The organism is Streptomyces sp. NPDC093097 (assembly GCF_044754325.1).
Classification (GTDB): domain Bacteria; phylum Actinomycetota; class Actinomycetes; order Streptomycetales; family Streptomycetaceae; genus Streptomyces.
On record NZ_JBIVOW010000005.1, the window covers coordinates 319,797 to 336,049 of the forward strand.

General features: G+C 72.4%; 18 protein-coding genes. 10 read left to right on the forward strand and 8 right to left on the reverse strand.

The genetic code is table 11. The features are described 5' to 3' along the window. Nucleotides 1-66: 66 nt before the first annotated feature. The gene (locus ACIQE0_RS11580; protein ID WP_402330875.1) at nucleotides 67-1,638 is read right to left on the reverse strand and encodes an IucA/IucC family protein; all 1,572 of its coding nucleotides are present in this window, start codon (nucleotides 1,636-1,638) and stop codon (nucleotides 67-69) included. 48 nt (nucleotides 1,639-1,686) lie between these two features. Between ACIQE0_RS11580 and ACIQE0_RS11585 the strand changes: the two genes are divergently transcribed. From ACIQE0_RS11585 to ACIQE0_RS11605, 5 genes are all read left to right on the forward strand, one after another. Next, a complete protein-coding gene (locus ACIQE0_RS11585) occupies nucleotides 1,687-3,186 on the forward strand; it encodes an IucA/IucC family protein (protein ID WP_402330877.1) in 1,500 nt (499 codons plus the stop codon). Between the two features lie 112 nt (nucleotides 3,187-3,298). After that, on the forward strand, nucleotides 3,299-3,766 hold the full coding sequence (locus ACIQE0_RS11590) for an EamA family transporter (protein WP_402330879.1): 468 nt from the start codon (nucleotides 3,299-3,301) through the stop codon (nucleotides 3,764-3,766). Between the two features lie 116 nt (nucleotides 3,767-3,882). After that, the gene (locus tag ACIQE0_RS11595; RefSeq protein ID WP_402330881.1) at nucleotides 3,883-4,266 is read left to right on the forward strand and encodes a 5-carboxymethyl-2-hydroxymuconate Delta-isomerase; all 384 of its coding nucleotides are present in this window, start codon (nucleotides 3,883-3,885) and stop codon (nucleotides 4,264-4,266) included. Between the two features lie 120 nt (nucleotides 4,267-4,386). Next, entirely contained in the window at nucleotides 4,387-4,665 is a 279-nt protein-coding gene (locus ACIQE0_RS11600) for an acylphosphatase (RefSeq protein ID WP_366336048.1), read from the forward strand. A gap of 344 nt (nucleotides 4,666-5,009) precedes the next feature. Continuing rightward, nucleotides 5,010-5,336 (forward strand): plasmid stabilization protein, encoded by a 327-nt coding sequence (locus ACIQE0_RS11605; RefSeq protein WP_402330883.1) that lies wholly within the window; start codon nucleotides 5,010-5,012, stop codon nucleotides 5,334-5,336. Nucleotides 5,337-5,681: 345 nt separating this feature from the next. On the opposite strand, the gene ACIQE0_RS11610 is transcribed toward ACIQE0_RS11605, so the two are convergent. The 3 genes from ACIQE0_RS11610 to ACIQE0_RS11620 form a co-directional block, all read right to left on the reverse strand. Next, a complete protein-coding gene (locus ACIQE0_RS11610; protein WP_402331068.1) occupies nucleotides 5,682-6,674 on the reverse strand; it encodes an SDR family NAD(P)-dependent oxidoreductase in 993 nt (330 codons plus the stop codon). A gap of 176 nt (nucleotides 6,675-6,850) precedes the next feature. Continuing rightward, on the reverse strand, nucleotides 6,851-7,189 hold the full coding sequence (locus ACIQE0_RS11615; RefSeq protein WP_402330885.1) for a hypothetical protein: 339 nt from the start codon (nucleotides 7,187-7,189) through the stop codon (nucleotides 6,851-6,853). A gap of 229 nt (nucleotides 7,190-7,418) precedes the next feature. After that, the gene (locus ACIQE0_RS11620) at nucleotides 7,419-7,919 is read right to left on the reverse strand and encodes a DUF402 domain-containing protein (protein ID WP_402330887.1); all 501 of its coding nucleotides are present in this window, start codon (nucleotides 7,917-7,919) and stop codon (nucleotides 7,419-7,421) included. Between the two features lie 458 nt (nucleotides 7,920-8,377). On the opposite strand from ACIQE0_RS11620, the gene ACIQE0_RS11625 reads away from it, so the two are divergent. Further along, on the forward strand, nucleotides 8,378-9,010 hold the full coding sequence (locus tag ACIQE0_RS11625) for a SixA phosphatase family protein (RefSeq protein ID WP_402330889.1): 633 nt from the start codon (nucleotides 8,378-8,380) through the stop codon (nucleotides 9,008-9,010). A gap of 11 nt (nucleotides 9,011-9,021) precedes the next feature. After that, nucleotides 9,022-9,372, forward strand: coding sequence for a hypothetical protein (locus ACIQE0_RS11630; RefSeq protein ID WP_402330891.1), 351 nt, complete (start codon nucleotides 9,022-9,024; stop codon nucleotides 9,370-9,372). Between the two features lie 31 nt (nucleotides 9,373-9,403). Here ACIQE0_RS11630 and ACIQE0_RS11635 read toward each other — a convergent pair whose 3' ends face one another. After that, nucleotides 9,404-9,841: an SHOCT domain-containing protein gene (locus ACIQE0_RS11635; RefSeq protein WP_402330893.1), complete on the reverse strand. Its 438-nt coding sequence runs from the start codon at nucleotides 9,839-9,841 to the stop codon at nucleotides 9,404-9,406. A gap of 158 nt (nucleotides 9,842-9,999) precedes the next feature. On the opposite strand from ACIQE0_RS11635, the gene ACIQE0_RS11640 reads away from it, so the two are divergent. Beyond that, on the forward strand, nucleotides 10,000-11,124 hold the full coding sequence (locus ACIQE0_RS11640; RefSeq protein ID WP_402330895.1) for a hypothetical protein: 1,125 nt from the start codon (nucleotides 10,000-10,002) through the stop codon (nucleotides 11,122-11,124). A 271-nt stretch (nucleotides 11,125-11,395) separates the two neighbouring features. Here the strand turns inward: ACIQE0_RS11640 and ACIQE0_RS11645 are convergent, their stop codons facing one another. Both ACIQE0_RS11645 and ACIQE0_RS11650 read right to left on the reverse strand, forming a co-directional pair. After that, complete coding sequence (locus tag ACIQE0_RS11645; protein ID WP_366336030.1) at nucleotides 11,396-11,755, reverse strand: hypothetical protein; 360 nt, start codon at nucleotides 11,753-11,755, stop codon at nucleotides 11,396-11,398. Nucleotides 11,756-12,032: 277 nt separating this feature from the next. Next, complete coding sequence (locus ACIQE0_RS11650) at nucleotides 12,033-12,827, reverse strand: HipA family kinase (protein ID WP_402330897.1); 795 nt, start codon at nucleotides 12,825-12,827, stop codon at nucleotides 12,033-12,035. 110 nt (nucleotides 12,828-12,937) lie between these two features. On the opposite strand from ACIQE0_RS11650, the gene ACIQE0_RS11655 reads away from it, so the two are divergent. Continuing rightward, nucleotides 12,938-13,171: a hypothetical protein gene (locus ACIQE0_RS11655; protein ID WP_366336026.1), complete on the forward strand. Its 234-nt coding sequence runs from the start codon at nucleotides 12,938-12,940 to the stop codon at nucleotides 13,169-13,171. An 87-nt stretch (nucleotides 13,172-13,258) separates the two neighbouring features. Here the strand turns inward: ACIQE0_RS11655 and ftsH are convergent, their stop codons facing one another. Further along, complete coding sequence (ftsH, locus tag ACIQE0_RS11660) at nucleotides 13,259-15,190, reverse strand: ATP-dependent zinc metalloprotease FtsH (RefSeq protein WP_402330899.1); 1,932 nt, start codon at nucleotides 15,188-15,190, stop codon at nucleotides 13,259-13,261. A 290-nt stretch (nucleotides 15,191-15,480) separates the two neighbouring features. Between ftsH and ACIQE0_RS11665 the strand changes: the two genes are divergently transcribed. Further along, nucleotides 15,481-16,056, forward strand: a complete 576-nt coding sequence (locus ACIQE0_RS11665) for a hypothetical protein (RefSeq protein ID WP_366336022.1) — start codon at nucleotides 15,481-15,483, stop codon at nucleotides 16,054-16,056. Nucleotides 16,057-16,253 lie beyond the last annotated feature (197 nt).

Below are 16,253 nucleotides of genomic sequence, written 5' to 3' on the forward strand. Positions count from 1 at the left end.
ACCTGCTGCCGCGGCGTACGACGGGAACTGCCCTGGTGTTCCCGTGCGGTGGCCGTCGCACCGGCGTCACCGGCGGCGTGAGACATGCGGTGTCTTTGGCAGTCGGAGGGGCAAGGCCAGCGGGTTGGGGACACAGACATAGCGGGGATCGGTACCGTCCGCGTCGATCCAGCGGGACAGCAGGTTGGCCTTGCCGGGGACCGTCGCCGCGGTGAGGAGCGCCCCGGCTTCCGGGAGGCCGTGCTCCTTGTCGTACTGCTGGAACCTCTGCCGCGCCGCCAGCCACAGCGCGTCGGCAACCCAGGGGAAGCGGTGGACGAGGGCGTTCGCGATCTCGGTCAGGTTGTTCACGACGAGGCAGTACACCAGGCGCTGCCAGGCGGCTTCGCGGGGTGTCTCGGCGAGCACCTTGGCGCCCTCGGTGTCCCGGAAGACCGCCTGGACGGGGGTGCCGTCCAAGTCCACGGCGACAAGGGTGTTCTGCGCATGGCACTCGACCGCGACGCCGTGCCGGGCGTAGGCGTCCAACACCGGCGGCACGACACAGTCCAGATAGGCCGACCACCACGGCAGCGGATCGGTGAGGCGGTCGAGGGGGTTGCCGTCGAAGCCCTCGGTGAGTGCGGCGACCAGCACGGCGGTGGCTCCCGGGACCACATGACCGTCCAGGCCGTCGCGCACGACGACGGGGAAGGTCTCCTCCAGACCGCGAACCGTGCGATGCCCACGTTCACTCAGCCATGCCGCACGGCCGCCCACATCCCGGAAGGCCGCGGTGACCTGCGGGTCGACGCGGCGCGCCTGGCTGAGTTCGTGTCCCCGAATCCGCCGGATGTCGTTGGTGATCTGCACGTCCAGGCTGAACTTCAGGAACAGGTCCCCCACCGCTCCGGGGCGTTCGGGGCTCCCGGGCACGTGGACCGTGCGCACCGAGGCCGTGGCCTGGACCGCCCAGGGGGTGAGGCCCAGCCGGACGAGACGGCCCGCGGCGAAGGCGGCGCGCACCGCGGGCAGGTGCCGGGTGAGATCGAGCTGCCAGGGGTGGGCGGGCAGCAGCCGAAAGCCCAAAGGAGCCTGGCCCAGGGCGTCCAGGCAGCGGGTGTCGCCCTCGTCGAGCACCGCGTCCTCGCGTATGCCGAGCAGGACGAGGGGGAAACGGGCACGGGTCTCGGGCGTGTAGCGCAACCAGGTCTCGGGCGGGCCGCCGCCGCTGCGGGCCTTGGGGGCGGGGTGGTAGGGGTGGCCCATGACCAGGGCCTGTTCGGAGCGCAACCACAGGCTCTCGGGCGGGGTGCGGCGGGCACGCGCCGCAAGGAGGGCCTCAACTGCCCTACGGCTGTCGGCCATCTCGGCGGCCAGAACGGCGTTGGCGCGTCCGGTGACCGCACGCATCTCCTGGACGGTGAGATCGACGAGGTCGGCATGGCGCAGGGGGTGCCAGGCGCCGCCGGTCCAGAGCCGGGGTGCGGAGGGCCGGTGGCCGGTGCGGACGCTCAGCATCCGGCCGGTGGCGCACAGGCGGTGGACGGCGCGGCCGGCGACGACCGGTTCCCCGGCCAGTACGGCGGCTTCCCGCAGGAGGCAGTTGAGCAGCGGCGTCACGGCCAGTGCGTCGGCTTCGCAGGCGTAGGGGTTCATCGCCCGTCAGTATGTGTGAGGCGGGTTGGCGCGCGGTAGGACACGTGCGTGTGCCATACAGCCGCCGAGCAGGATGTCACCAGGGAACTGGCAAGCATTCGCCCCGAGTTGACCTCCGCGTACCTTGCCGCCCTTCCCGGAGCACGGGCGGCGGTGCTGGCCCGCCTGTGGCGCGGGCTGGTCCATGAACCGCTGCCCTGGATCGCCACCCGGGCCGTCGGGAGCGACGGTGTCACCCTGCGCCTCGCGGACGGGCGACGGCTGCACGGCCCGCCGTCGGATCCCTGGGCGACGGGAACAGCGGTCACCGCCCTGCAACTGGACGGAACCCCGTACGACCATCCGGCCCGGCTGATGACGGCGCTGCACGTGGCGGGCGGCGAGCGGTTCGCCGCCGAGCTCGACCACAGCGTCGCGTCCCTGGCACTGTCCCGGACGGCCCCTCGTCCGGCCGGGCCGCCCGTGGCGCCCTGGGAGTGGGAACAGCGGTCGCCGGACGGCCATCCCTACCATCCCGGCTGCCGGTCCCGACCCGGTTTCTCGGCCACCGAGCAGCTGGCCTACGCGCCCGAGCACCGGCCGGTGGTGGCCTTGCGGTTCGCGCCCGTGACGGGGGCGGTGGTGCGGGGCCCGTGGCCTTCCCCACTGCGGGACGGAGACGCCACGCTGATCCCGGTGCATCCATGGCAGGCCGCACACGTACTGAACGGCCGGACGCTGCTGCCCGGGCCGCAGGCCCATCCCCTGCTGTCCCTCCGCACCCTCGCCCTCGACACACAGACGCACGTCAAGACCGCACTGAGCACACAACTCACCTCCGCGGTACGGGACCTGTCCGCCTACTCCGTGGACTGCGCCCTGGCCACATGCGAGGTCGTCGAGCGCGTCGCGGACCGCCTGGACGGCCGCCTGCACATCGCACGCACACTGGCCGCAGCGGGGGCGGGCACACCGGACCTGGCCGCTGTCCTGCGCCAGTCACCGTATGTGTACGCCGGGACAGGGGAACAGGTGGTCCCCGTGGCCGAACTGCCCCAGTACTTCCAGGCCCACACCCCTCGCGAACGCCTGGCACGGAGCACCGAGTTCGGGCGCCTGGCCCTCGGCGTCTGCCTGGACCTGCTCGCCCTGGGGATAGCCCTGGAAGCGCACGGCCAGAACCTCCTCGCGGTCCTCGACGCCGACGGGTGGCCCCGCCGACTGGTCTACCGCGACCTCGCCGACATCCGGATCAGCCCGGCCCGACTCGCCCGACACGGCCTCCCCGCGCCCCCGCTCACCGGCCGACTCCTCAACGACGACCCCTCCGTCCTCCGCCGCAAGGTGCTCAGCTGCCTGATCACAGGCGCGCTGGCCCCCCTGGCGGGGAACGCCGCGACGCTGGGCACCCTCCTTGAGGCCGCCACCCGGGATCTCCCCCCGAGCCCGGACCTGCACGCGCTACGGACCGAGAGACTGCCGGTGAAGGCACTCACGCTGATGCGCCTGTCGCAACAAGGCGACCAATGGGCACTGCTCCCCAACCCGACGACCATCGAACGGGACTGATACCGGGGTTCGTCGAAGCCCGCACGCTCCCTTCGGAAGCCGTTGCGGCCACGACAATCCCACCCGCGGGCTGGGCAGTACGCTCGGCACCCTGGTCTTCTGCCTGGGCAACGTGGTCTCCGGAAAGACCCAGGCAGTGGGCGTCCCGGTGGTGCAGGGCACCGGCTACTCCATGGCCTACGGGGCACTGTTGATGGCACCGTTCGCCGCGTTCCTCGGCCACGGGGCGCCGTTCCGGCCCACCCTGACGTACACCGGTTCGCTGCTCTCTCTCGCGGTCTTCGGGTCGGTGGTGGGCTTCGGCGCCTATCTCACGCTGCCCGGCAGGATCGGCGGCGAGCGCGCCGCGTACGCGATGGTGCTCTTCCCCATCGTGGCGCTGCTGCTGTCCACGGTCTTCGAGAGGTTCACATGGACGGCCCGGGATCTGGCGGGCGTCGCGCTGATCCTCATCGGCAACGCGATCATGCTCGCCAATCCGGCGCTGCTCCGGCGGCTGACCGGTAGACCCGCGCCCGCCGGGACACCCGCACCGTCCGCGACCGAGGCACCCGCGGCCCCCTCCCCCGCCGACCGGTAGGGGGCATCGGCCCACCTTCCCAGCCGCCGCCCGAACCCCGAAAGCGACACCGGGGGTCCGTTACCGTTGGGCTGCCCCGATCCACCCATCGTTCCACCCCGGGGAGGAGACCCCACATGCCGCACATCACCGTCGACTACGACGCCACACTGCGGGAGATCCTCGACCGCCGACGCTTCGCCCGCGAACTGCACGCGCTCGCCGCGAAGACCGTCGACGGCATCACCATCGAGAGCTGCAAGACCCGGTTCCGTTGCATCGACGACATCGCCATCGCCCATGGCGAGCCCCAACAGGTCCTGATCCACGTCGACTTCGCGATCCTGCCGGGCCGTACCGCGGAGGCCAAGAGCACGCTGAGCGAGGTGACGCTGGACCTGGTGCGCACCCACACGGCGACGGCGTCGGTGGCGGGCCTGACGGTGCACGCCTCCGTCGAGGTCCGCGATCTCGACGCGACGTACCGCAAGCACGTGACGCGGGCCGTCACCCAGCCCTGACGGACCGTCGTCCAAGGGCCGTGGGCCGGGACCGCCCTCGCATGCGGCTCCTGGCCCGGGCGGGCGCGCCGGGGACGGGGATCGTCCCCGGTCCGCGCCCCTTGTTCTACAGTCCTGCCCATGGTGCGGAAGCACGTGATCGTGTCGGGACGGGTGCAGGGTGTCTTCTTCAGGGACTCCTGCCGCCAAAACGCTCTTGGGTACGGCGTCTCGGGGTGGGTGCGCAACCTGCCCGGCGGGGAGGTCGAGGCGGTCTTCGAAGGCGCCGAGGACGGTGTGGCGCGGATGGTCGACTGGGCACACCAGGGGCCGCCGGCCGCGGAGGTGGCGCACGTGGAGGTGCGTGACGAGCAGCCGGAGCAGCTGAGCGGTTTCGAGGTCCTGTCGACGCCTCGTTGACGCGTGCGGCGCTCTGCGCCCGTCGCCGCGCATCTGCGTTCGGCCCCGCGTTGCGGACGGTCCAGCCCTGTGCGTCGGACAACCGCGGATGCCCGCACGTCCCGCCGACCGGCCCCGGGGTCGCCCCACCGCTTCCTCAGGCCGCTTGGGGTAGCGCCGCCCCCTCATCGGCGCTGAACTGATACGGGCGGCGCACGCCCGGCATGCGCGGGGCGCAGTCGCCCCGTACCGCATCGAGCGACACCGGCGCCGGCCCGTTGCAGGGCGGCGCCCCGGACGTCCATCGGCGCCGGCGATGTCGCCGCCCAGGACAGTGCAACCACAGGTAGTGCGAGGAGGTCGTGATGCCCGCCGGTTCGAGCAGGAAGCGCGAGCGCCAGTACGAGCACATCAAGGAGAGCGCGGAGCGACGGGGCGCGTCCCCCGAGCGTGCAAAGGAGATCGCCGCGCGGACGGTGAACAAGGAACGGGCCCGCGCCGGCGAGTCCCGGACGGCGAGCAGGGCCTCCCTCCAGGGCCCCAAGTCCGCCTCGCAGCGCGGCGGCGCACGCTCGCACCGCGGCGCCGAGGGGCCGACGAAGGACCAGTTGTACGAGGAGGCGAAGCGGCGCCACCTCGACGGCCGGTCGTCGATGAACAAGGAGGAACTGCGGCGGGCTCTTGGCCGGTGAAGCCCGTGAGGGGTCGGGAAGCCGACGCGAACCGTGTCCGGCTGGTCACGGTGGAGTCGCCGCCGCTGTTGCGGCCCGCGCCGCGGTCCGTTCGTCGTCGCGGCGGCCCAGGCATGCAAAGCTGGAAAGGAGACCCGGCCGCAGGGCCTTGAAGCCGTCGCTGCGACCGGGTCTCGCGCGCTCTCCCCACTCCGCCCCGATTCGCCGACGACGCTCGCCCGGACGCTCCCTGGGCCCGGGAGAACGCCGCTCATGCTGTCGCAGTCCCGTGAGGTGAGCGCGTCAACGCGCCGGGGCGTCGGGGTGAGTCGCCGTGGCGTGCCGCGACGAGTCGGCGGTGGGCTTTCAGGTTCCGGTGCCGTCGTGGCGGCCGCGCTGGTTGAAGCGGTCGGCGGCCCGTTCGTTGAGCACTCCCAGCCAGCCCCGGAAGCGGGGGGTGGGTGCCTGGTCCTGCGCCTGGACCTCGATCCCTTCGGCCGTTCCGGGGCCGCCGCCGCTGGGCAGCAGCCGGCCCACGGCCGTGGTCACCCGGGTCGTGGTGGCCGGCGCCAGGCCGTGCGCCAGTGCCCCGAGCTTGGCGACCGGGGTGAGGACGATCCGGGGGCTTCGGCGTTGCACTGCGGAGACGATGCGTGCCGCCGCGTGTTCGGCGTTCATGGACAGCACCGGCGCGCCGGCCAGTGCCTGGAACCAGGCGTACTCGCGCCGCCGGTCGCCGCCGAAGCGGGCGTGGAGGTGCGAGCCCGTCCGCACCAGCCCGGGATGGATCCCGGTCACCGTGACACCGTGCGGCGACTCCTCGGCATGCAGCCCTTCGGCCAGCGCGGCAACCGCCGCCTTGGCGCACGAGTACGGCAGCAGGTGCGGTACCGCCAGCAGTCCGCCCACCGAGCCGACCAGCGCCAGTCTCCCGCCCGCGGGAGACCGTCGCAGATGGGGCAGGGCGGCGAAGGCGGTGTTGAGGGTGCCGTTGAAGATGGCGTCCATCGCGTCGTGGAACCCCTCCGTGCCGAGGGAATCGGCCGGTCCCACCTGGATGATGCCGGCGTTGGCGATGACGATGTCCAGGCGCTCGTTCTCCGCGGCGATCTCGTCGATGCGCTCCTGGACCGCGTCCTTGTCCCGCACGTCGCAGACGACATAGCGCACGGACCCCGCGCTCCACGGGGTGAGCCGGCCGACGGCCCGGTGGAGCTCGTCGCCATCACGCGCGAGCAGTACGACATCGCAACCGCGGGTCATCAGCTCGCGGGCCATGAGCAGGCCCAGTCCCCGCGACCCGCCTGTCACCACCGCGGTGAGCCCCTCGATCGACGGCGGCGTCGGAAACATCTCCATGTCGCTCCCTTTCCCGTGGCCTTGCGGACCGGGCCGTACCCCGCCCACCAGCCGCTGCTCGCCGGACACCACGTATCGGTCGCCGGTCACCGCCCCGATCACCAGCAGTCGATCGCCGGGCATCGGTATCCGCACGATCGATCACCGGGCGACGGCGCACGTGCGTGTCTGCGCGTTCAGTCGCCCGGTCCCCAGTCATGGACGCTCCGGGGCCGCGACCACCGGCAGACGATGCGGGCCAGGCAGGCAAGTGCCAGTCCCCAGACCGACCCGCACGCCGACACCACGACGGCTGTGACGGCCGTGGCGGCCTTGGCCAGCAGGCCCTGGAGCATGGCTCCCAGCGTGCCGGTGCCCGGGGGGCCGTTGGGCTGTGCGGTCAGTGGTTCCTGCGGCGGCGGAGCGTCCCAACGCATCGTCGTCAGGCGGTGGTCCAACACCTCGTCCTCCGCACGCAGGTCCTGTTCGATCTGTGCCAGGAGAAAGCGCTCCCGGCGGGAGAGTGCCTCAGTCATTGCGGTACGCCTCCGTTGCGAACGCGCCCACGCCTTCCACCTCCCTCCCACTCTGATCCCGCCCTGCCGCCCCGGCAATCGCACCCCGGCCCGGGCAACGACAGCACGGTGCCTGGCACAACCTGGTCGGGTCGGCAAGTCGAGCCGGTTGCCTGGCTGCACACGGGGCAGCGGCCGGCGCCGGACAGGCTTCAGCGCCGGCGCGAACGCAGGACTCAGGCCCTGCTGCTCATGCGCAGAGGTGGCGCAAGTTCCCCGCACGGGCGAGTTCTTCGAGCGTGTCCAGGGCAGACCATGCCTGGGCCGCCGCGTCCGGGTCGCGCTCCTCGATGCCGCTCTGCGCGAACTCGTCCTCGTCCAGGCGGAGCACGCGTCTGCCGTCCGCGGACTGCCACAGATCCAGGTCCAGGTCCTCGACGACGATGCCGTCGGGACCGACCTGCGCAGGGCGCGTCACGTCGCAGTACCAGCCCTTGACCGTGCCGTCGGCGGCCCGCACCTCCTTGACCGCGTACCAGCGGTCACGCCAGTAGTGCTCGGTGAAGACGTCGCCCGGCTCGAAACGGACGAACCCGAAGTCCCGGGCCGTGGGCCTGGCCCACCGTGCCCGCACCACAGCGCGTATGCCGTCGTCGCTCACGACGGTCGAGGGGTAGCGCACCTTGGTACGCCCCGCTTTCGTCAGCGTGACGCTCACCTCGCCACCCACCGTCGGTGCCGCTCCAGTCATCACGTTTCCGTGCCCCTCTCCTCGTGGAACTCCTGGATGCCGCCCGTGACCGGCCCACGGGCGGCCGTGGAACGGCAGGCACCTTCTCCCGGGCGGAGGCGGCCGGGCCACTGTTTTTCCCCGCCGGCGCGCGTAGTTGCGGTCCGCGGGCGGGCGGCCTCATAGCGGCGGGACGCTCCGGTGCCATGGGAACGAACGTCGTGCGACGGGGTAGCGACGAAGGTGAAAGGGGCCGCACGCCGGCGCCCAAGCGCCTTGCGCGGCAGGCCACTTCACCGCGGGCAGACGTGACACACGACGGCAGAGCGTCCCCGCATGCCTCCGCGGCGGACTCCGGCGGGCCGGTCCGCGGCACGGCGGACGGACCTGCTGGTGGCGCCGGCGGCCCGAGAGTGATCCAGTGATCCTCAGTGGTCCTGTGACATGCGGTCGGCTCTTCGATTGAGGTCGGTTCTTCGATGAATGCTCCCGATGATGTGCACCCCCGTCGCCTGATCGTGCTCCGGCACGCGAAGTCGGCCTGGCCGGAGGACGTACCCGATCACGAACGGCCGCTCGCGGGCCGGGGCCGTCGGGACGCCCTGGCGGCCGGGCGGTGGCTGCGGCAGGAGCACTGCGCCCCCGACCTGGTGATCTGTTCGACGGCCCAGCGCACCCGCGAGACGTGGGACAAGGTCGCGGCGGAACTCGGTGCGTCCGCCTCAGCCGTCGCCGGCGGTACGGCGGACGCCCCGCGGGCAGCTCGCGCGTCCGGGCCGGCGGCTGCGCGTCCTGCCGCGCCCGCGGCGCCTGAGGTGGTCTTCGAGCCGCGGGTCTATCAGGCGGGTGCGGAGGCACTGCTCCAGGTGGTCCGTGCGGTCCCGGAACGGTGGCGGACGGTGCTGTTGATCGGGCACCAACCGGGCGTGCAGGACCTGGTCCTCTCGCTGGCCGGCGCAGGTGACGACGAGGCGCTCGCGCGGGCCGGTGAGAAGTTCCCCACCTCGGCGGTCGCGGTGCTGGCACTGCCCGGCGGGTGGGCCGGTCTCGCGCCGGGTTGCGCGCGGCTCACCGCCTTCGCCGTTCCCCGCGGCGCCAAGGGCGGTGCCTGAGGCCCTGGCCGATGTGCCGCGCCGCGCGCGCGTTCACCCCCATGGTCCGCACGCTGCCACGGGCCTGCAAGGCGCACCCCCACCCGACCTGGGCCCAGATCATGCACGTGGCCGGCCATGAGTGGCCGATCGCGCAGGCAGCCGTGGGACCGGCAATCGCCGTGGCGATCAGCCCGCTGTTCGGGCTGGACCTGGCGGCGACCGCATGGTTTGCGCTGGCCGTCGCCGTGACCGAGCAGGTCGGCTGGGCGACCTGGGCCGCGCACCGCGCCGGTGCCTCGGTCCGCCTGGTGGTGGCCTCGGGCGCCGTCAACCTCGTGCTCGGCCTGATCATCGTGATCCTCAAGGCGGAGCTGCACTGAGGAGCGGAGCGGGCGACGGGGAAGCGCTGGGTCACTGCCCCGGTGGCGTGCCCGGGCTCGGCGGACCGCCCTGGGGATACGCCGGACCGCTCGGGGGTTGCGTCGCACCGCCCTGCGGGGGCGGCGGGCCGCTCGGGGGTTGGGCCGGACCGGCGTGGGGGCGAGCCGGGCCGCCCTCGGAGGAGCGGAGCACGTCCAGTCGCCGCTGGTACTCCTCGTCCTCGATCTCACCGCGGGCGTAGCGCTCGGCGAGGATCTGTTCGGCGGCGGGCGGCCCGCCGGGCGGGGGTGCCTCGGCGCTCCAACTGGCGGGGCGGTGGCTCTGTTCGCCGTCGCCGGACCGGCCCGAGCGGGTCAGGGCGCGGAAGACCAGGATGCCGACCGTGATCACCAACGCCCAGAACAGGATCATGCCGATCGTGGCGGCGATCCATCCCCAACCGCCATCGTGGCCGTACCAATACATCATGGGAGCTCACCTTCCGGCTCGGGGCGGGGTGCGGGCCCTGGTGAGGGCCCGCACGCGCACGGATGCCCTCCTCTCGATTCTCGCTCGCGGTGGCCGGGCGGGCGCATGCTGGAGGTGAGGGGCGGGAGTGCCGCGCTGGCGGCGTCGTGGTGGTGGCGATGCGACTGACCTTCCTCGAACCGCTCTACAGACAACCGGGCCCGTTCGCGTCCGTCTACGTGGACACCTCGCGGGACGGCGCCGTCGGCGATCCGGATGCGGCCCTCGCGCTGCGGTGGCGACGGCTGCGGGACCTCTTGGTGACCGAGGGTGCCGACGACGGTGCGATCACGGCGGTGGCCGGCACGGTGGGGTGCGACGCCGAGATACCGGGGACGCATGGCCAGGCCCTGTTCACCGCGCACGGCACCCTGGTGCTCCAGGGCGAGCTTCCGGAACCGCCGGGCCGGGATTCCGCCCGTTTCGGGGCGCTGCCCGACACCATGCCGCTGATCGCCCAGCACGCACCGGAGATCCCGTACCTGGCCGTCTATGTGCACTACACGGGACGGCACTTCCTGGACGCCGAAGGAACCGTCCACGTCGAGTCCGAGGCCGGCCGGTGGCCGCTGACGAAGGTGACGCCCGGCGAACGCCTCGACGAGCGGATCCCGATCGCCGACTGGCCGCGTGCGGCGGCCCGCCTCGGCCGGCGGCTGGCGGAGCAGGCGGACCGGCTCGACGCCGAGACCCTGATCCTCACCGGTGACACCTGGGCACGCGGCATCCTGACCCGCCGGCTGCCCCCGCGACTGCGCGACCGGGTCACGGCGGTCGACGCCGGCGGCGCGCCGCGGCCCGGACGGGGCCTGCTGGAGCACCTGCTCGACCGCCTGTTCCGCGGGCGGCTGGCCGCGCACGACCAGGCCCTCGTCGGGGCCTTCCTCACTCAACGGGCACACGGTGGGGCGGCAACCGAGGGACTGCCGGACACCGTCTCGGCGCTCCAGCGCGGCCAGGTCAGGGCACTGTTCCTCAACGAGCGCCACCGCTCGGCATCGCTACCCCTGTGGGTGGGGCCGGATCCGGTCCAACTCGCCCTGACCGAGGGCGAACTGCGGTCGTACGGCGTGCGGGCGGTCCGCCGGGAACAGGCGGACGCCGCCCTCGCCCGCGCCCTCGTGGGAACGGGCGCGGAGCTGGTCCTCGTCCCGGCCTGGCTGCTCCAACTCCGTGGCGGTACGGGCGCGTTGCTGCGCTATGCGGATGCCGGGCGGGGACATCGGGACCGTCTCAGGGCATGACTGGAGCGCTGCCTCTGGCGGTGGCCGACTCCGAGAGGACACGTCGCCGGCAGTCTGCGGACCGCGGAATCCCCTGTCTTCCGGGGTGGGTTCCGGTCGGGCGGTGGGGCCGATAGCTGGCGATGACGTGGTTGATGACGACGATCCTCATGGCGCTCCCGTCCACCGGCGGAGCCCGACCGTATCGACAGGACTGCCCTGAACGCCACGTAGCCGCCCCGGCCCGTCAACATCCGGTCGCTCTTCGGTCGGTGCGGGCTCGGCCGGGGCCCTAGCCGGTGGCGCAGACGACGAAGGCGTGCAGATCGACGGGGACGGACCCCAGGTTGGCTCCCGTTACGGTCCAGGAATTGATATCGGCTTCGGTACTGGACAGATGGGTCTGGAGGGGGTTGCTTTCGAACTCCCCGCCGCCCCCGGTGGGAGATGTGCCGGGCGGGCAGAAAGCTGCGGTGGAGCGGTCCTCTCCGGGCGGGACCGATACCGAGGGACCGACGATCTCGGTGTAGGTCACCTGGAGGGCACGTCTGGCGCCTGATGTGCCGCGACCGCCCTCTTGGGCGGTGGCTACTCCGGCACCGACCACGAGGACGACGAGGAGCGCGATCACGGAGATTCGGGTGTTCTTCATCCTGGCCTGCCTTGTGTCGCGAGGGATGTGCACCTCCCCTCTGCCCACGGCGCCCAGGAACGCTCGGCAATTCACCCGCGCAGCTCAAGGAGAATCGATTCCCTGAGCCTTGAATGAGGTACCTCACCGACCCAAACTCCTTGCAGTGTCCCCCACTTGCGGAGAGAGCACCCGGCCGAAATCCGCAGCCAGGTCCAGCGCTCGGCCACTACGGCGCAGTTCGGCCCGGAGGCCCGCTTGTCGGTGGTCGGTGGTCGCGTGAGCGTCAGGGCTCCGGTCACGGCGTCGCGGGCGGGAGCCAGCGGGCGGAGTCCCGTGCACGTGCGGTGAGGTGGGCGACGTAGGCGTCGCGGACCTCCTGGGTGGAGGCGAAGCCGGGTTCGCCGGTGAGCCAGGCGTCGGGCACGGCGGAGACGACCTCGCGCAGCAGCCGCTCGGTCACCAGTGGGCCGAACGCGGCGTCCGCCGCGGCCAGTTCGGATCGGCCGTGGCCGAGCGCGTGGTGCCGGACGTCGTACGCCTTTCCCACCGCGTCCGCCGCGGTGTGCCAGCGGTGGTGGAAGACGAGCGCGGCGCCGTGGTCGATGAGCCACAGGCGGGGCCGGTGGTGGCCGGCGGGCGGCCAGGTGACCAGGTTGGGGCTGTGCGTGGTCCGGTCGACGTTGGCGGTGAAGGCGTCCAGCCAGAGGATGGCGGCGGCCTCGGACGGGGTGACGTCCAGGGTGCCTGGGGTGAAGTCGACGGCTCCCGGCAGGTAGTCCATGCCGAGGTTGAGCCCGGCGCTGGCGTGCAGCAGGTCCTGCACTTCCTCGTGCGGTTCGTTCCGCGCCACGTCGGGATCGAAGCGCACCAGGACCAACTCCGGTACGCGCAGCCCCAGTCGGCGGGCCAGTTCCCCCACGATGACCTCGGCGACGAGTGCCTTGCGGCCCTGTGCCGAGCCGGTGAACTTGACCACGTACGTCCCGAGGTCGTCGGCTTCGACGATGCCTGGCACGGAGCCGCCGCTCCGCAGTGGTTGGACGTACTGCGTGGCGGTCACCGTCCGCAGCGCCCCCGAGGCCGTCGCCATCGTTCCTGTCCTCCTGTGGGTGCCCTGCGGGGCGGCCGGTCGCCTGCCGTCATTGCCCCTTGCCTGGTTGCACTCTACTAAAAAGTTGCAATCCATTGTACTTTTTCTGGGTGACGAACGAGAGGGTGACCATGACCGGAGCGGATGGGCGCGAGACAGCGGTGCAACGAGCCGAAGAGGTCCTGCGGGTGTACACGCTGTCCGCGGAGGGGTGGCGCCGCAGCCCCGGCGAGACCCTGCAGTGCGTCCTCGCCGATCTGCTGCACTGGTGCGACGGCACCCAGCGCGACTTCGACGCCGCGCTCCTGCGGGCCCGCACGCAGCATGCCGCCGAACGCGACTGATCGGGTCGGGTCGGCAACTGCCCGGCGTGGCAACGGCGTTCGGATGAGCACGCACTCCGGCCGGGGAACGCGGGGAGGCCCGGGAGGTCAGTCCGGGTGACCGGCGGGCGGTAGCCCCGGCTGCTGCCGCAGGACGTCGAGGACGACCGAGCCGTCGACCGTCTCGCGGGTGGTGAGCAGGTCGGCGAGGTGGTCCAGGGCCGCGCGGTGGTCGCGGAGCAGGGTGGTGGCACGCTGTTCGGCCTGCCGGACCAGGCGGGCGACCTCCTCGTCGATCAGGCGCTGGGTCTGCTCGGAGTAGGGGCGGTGCAGAGAGTCGCCGGGGGCCTCTTCGCCGAGCCGTTGTGCGGTGCCGGTGGTCGCGTAGCCGACCGGACCGAGGGCCGGAGAGAGGCCGAAGTCGCGGACCATGCGGCCGGCGATCTGGGTGGCACCGGCCAGGTCGTCCGCGGCGCCGGTCGAGCCTTCGCCGAAGACCACGAGTTCGGCGGCCCGGCCGCCGAGCCGGACGGTCAGCAGGTCGGTGAGAAAGCCCTCGCTGTAGAGGTGCCGTTCGGCTTCCGGGAGTTGCTCGGTGGCGCCGAGCGCGGGACCGGCGGGCAGGATCGTCACCTTGGCGACCGGATCGGCGTGTTCGCACAGCGCGGCCACCAGGGCGTGCCCCGACTCGTGGACGGCGACGGCCTGGCGCTCCTCCGGGAGCAGCGCGTTGGAGGTCTCGCGGCGTCCCAGCAGCACCCGGTCCCGGGCACTGTCCAGGTCCCCGGCGGTGATGACCGCGGCGCCGGCGCGGACGGCGTGGATCGCGGCCTCGTTGAGGAGGTTGGCGAGGTCGGCGCCGGAGAAGCCGGGGGTGGCGCGGGAGATGATGTTCCAGTCGACGTCGGGCGCGAATTTCTTGCCGCGGGCGTGGACGGCCAGGATCGCCGCCCGTTCGGACTGGTTGGGCAGCGGGACGGTGACGTGCCGGTCGAAGCGGCCGGGCCGCAGCAGCGCCGGGTCGAGGGCCTCGGGGCGGTTGGTGGCGGCCAGCACCACGATGCCGCTGCTCTGGTCGAAACCGTCCATCTCGGCCAGGAGTTGGTTGAGGGTCTGCTCGCGTTCGTCGTTGCCGCCCAGCCGGATACCGCCGCGGCGGCTGCCGACGGCGTCGATCTCGTCGATGAAGATGATCGACGGCGCGCGTTTGCGGGCCTCGTCGAAGAGGTCGCGGACGCGGGAGGCACCGACGCCGACGAACATCTCCACGAAGGCCGATCCGGTCACCGACAGGAACGGTACGGAGGCCTCACCGGCGACGGCCCGAGCGATCAGCGTCTTGCCGGTGCCGGGCGGCCCGACCATGAGCACCCCGCGCGGCCCCTTGGCGCCGACCACCGCATACCGCTCCGGGTGGCGCAGGAAGTCCACGACCTCGCTGATCTCCTGTTTGACGCCCTCGTACCCGGCGACGTCGTCGAAGCGGGTGGTCGGGCGCTCGGCCTCGATGATCTTGGCCCGGGAGCGGCCGATGCCGCTGAGCCCGCCGCTGAGGGTGCGCGCGGCCTGCCGCCCGGTCCATAGGAACAGCGCGCCGAGGAGGAACAGCGGCAGGAGCAGGGCGGCCAGCGGTCCCACCCAGCTGGCGCCCCCGCTGCTGCTGGACGCGGTGATGTCGACGTTCTTGGTGCGGAGCTCCTGTTCCAGCCCGGTGTTGCCCAGTGCGGTGGGGATCCGGGTGGTGAACTCCCGGCCGTCCTTGAGCTTCCCGGTGATGCCGCCCTTGTCGTCGATGTCGACCGTCTTGACCTTCCCGGTGTCCACCTTGCCGAGGAACGCGCTGTAGGCGAGGGAGTGGGTCGTCGGCTGGTGTGCCCGGCTGAGCAGCAGGATGAACACCACCAGCAGGATGATCGGCAGCAGCCAGCGCCGCCAGGCAGGGGACGGCGGCACGGCCGGCGGCTTGGGCGGCTCCCGTGACGGCCCCGGCTTCGCCGAGCGCGTGGCGTGGCGCCTCGGCAGGCGCACTGCGGTGATCACGACGCTTCCCTACGGATCCCACTTCTGAAGACTCGAAGACTCGAAGACTCGAAGACTCGAAGACTCGACAGGATGTTCTCGACACTCCGATCGCTCGCTCGGGCTCCCGTTGCTCGGGCGCCGCTTGCCTGGTGGCGCGCCCGTACGGCTTCCTCTCCCCGTACGGTTCCCTTCCCACGATCGGCCGTTCCGTCCCTTTCCGCAGGGCGGACGACTGCCGCGATCCGCTGTGGTGTGGGAGCCGGCGCCCAGGTGTGGGACGCTCGTAGAGCAGGCGAAGGGGGTGCGTGATGCCTCTTGCGAAGCCCCGTCCGCCATGGCGGCACGGTCCCCTCCGGCGGGGCACGGACGTGGCCCAGTCCTGGCTGGTCCTGGCCACGGGAGTACTCATCGCCGTAGCTGCCCCTGCGGCAGGGGTCGCGGCCGGCAGTGCGGTGGACGCCGCGGCGCACCGCGAGAGCGCCGAATGGCGCCCGGCCACCGCCGTGGTCGCCAAGGAACCCGCTACCCAGATCAGCATCGAGAGCGGGAACGGCGCCGGTGGACGGGTGCGGACCATCGTGCGCTGGACGGGCCCGGGCCACACCGTGCGGACGGGAGAGACCACCGTGCCCAGCGGCGTCCACGTCGGCGACCGGACGTCCGTCTGGCTGGACCGGAACGGGATGCTGGTGCGGAACCCCGGCACCCCGGCGGACACCCTGGCCGAGAGCGTCGTGGTCGGCACCGTGGTCGCCTCCGGTACCGGACTGCTGTTCTTCGGCGCGGAGAAGGCCGGCATCCTGCTGCTGGACCGCCGGCGCTACGCCCAGTGGGAGAAGGAGTGGGCGGAGCTGGACGCCCGGTGGCACCACCACCAACAGTGACCGGTCGGCGACGCCAGGCACAGGCACAGGCGCAGGCACAGGCACACGGTGCTACCGGCCCAGGCACGAAGGCGCCGGCCCGGGCGCCGAGGCGCACCGGCCGGCCTCGTCCGCACTCATGGCGCGCGGCCGTCGCGCCGTCCCGCGCCCCCCCTCACGCCCTCACGTGGCGGCCGCGGGCCGTCCCTGCCACGCTG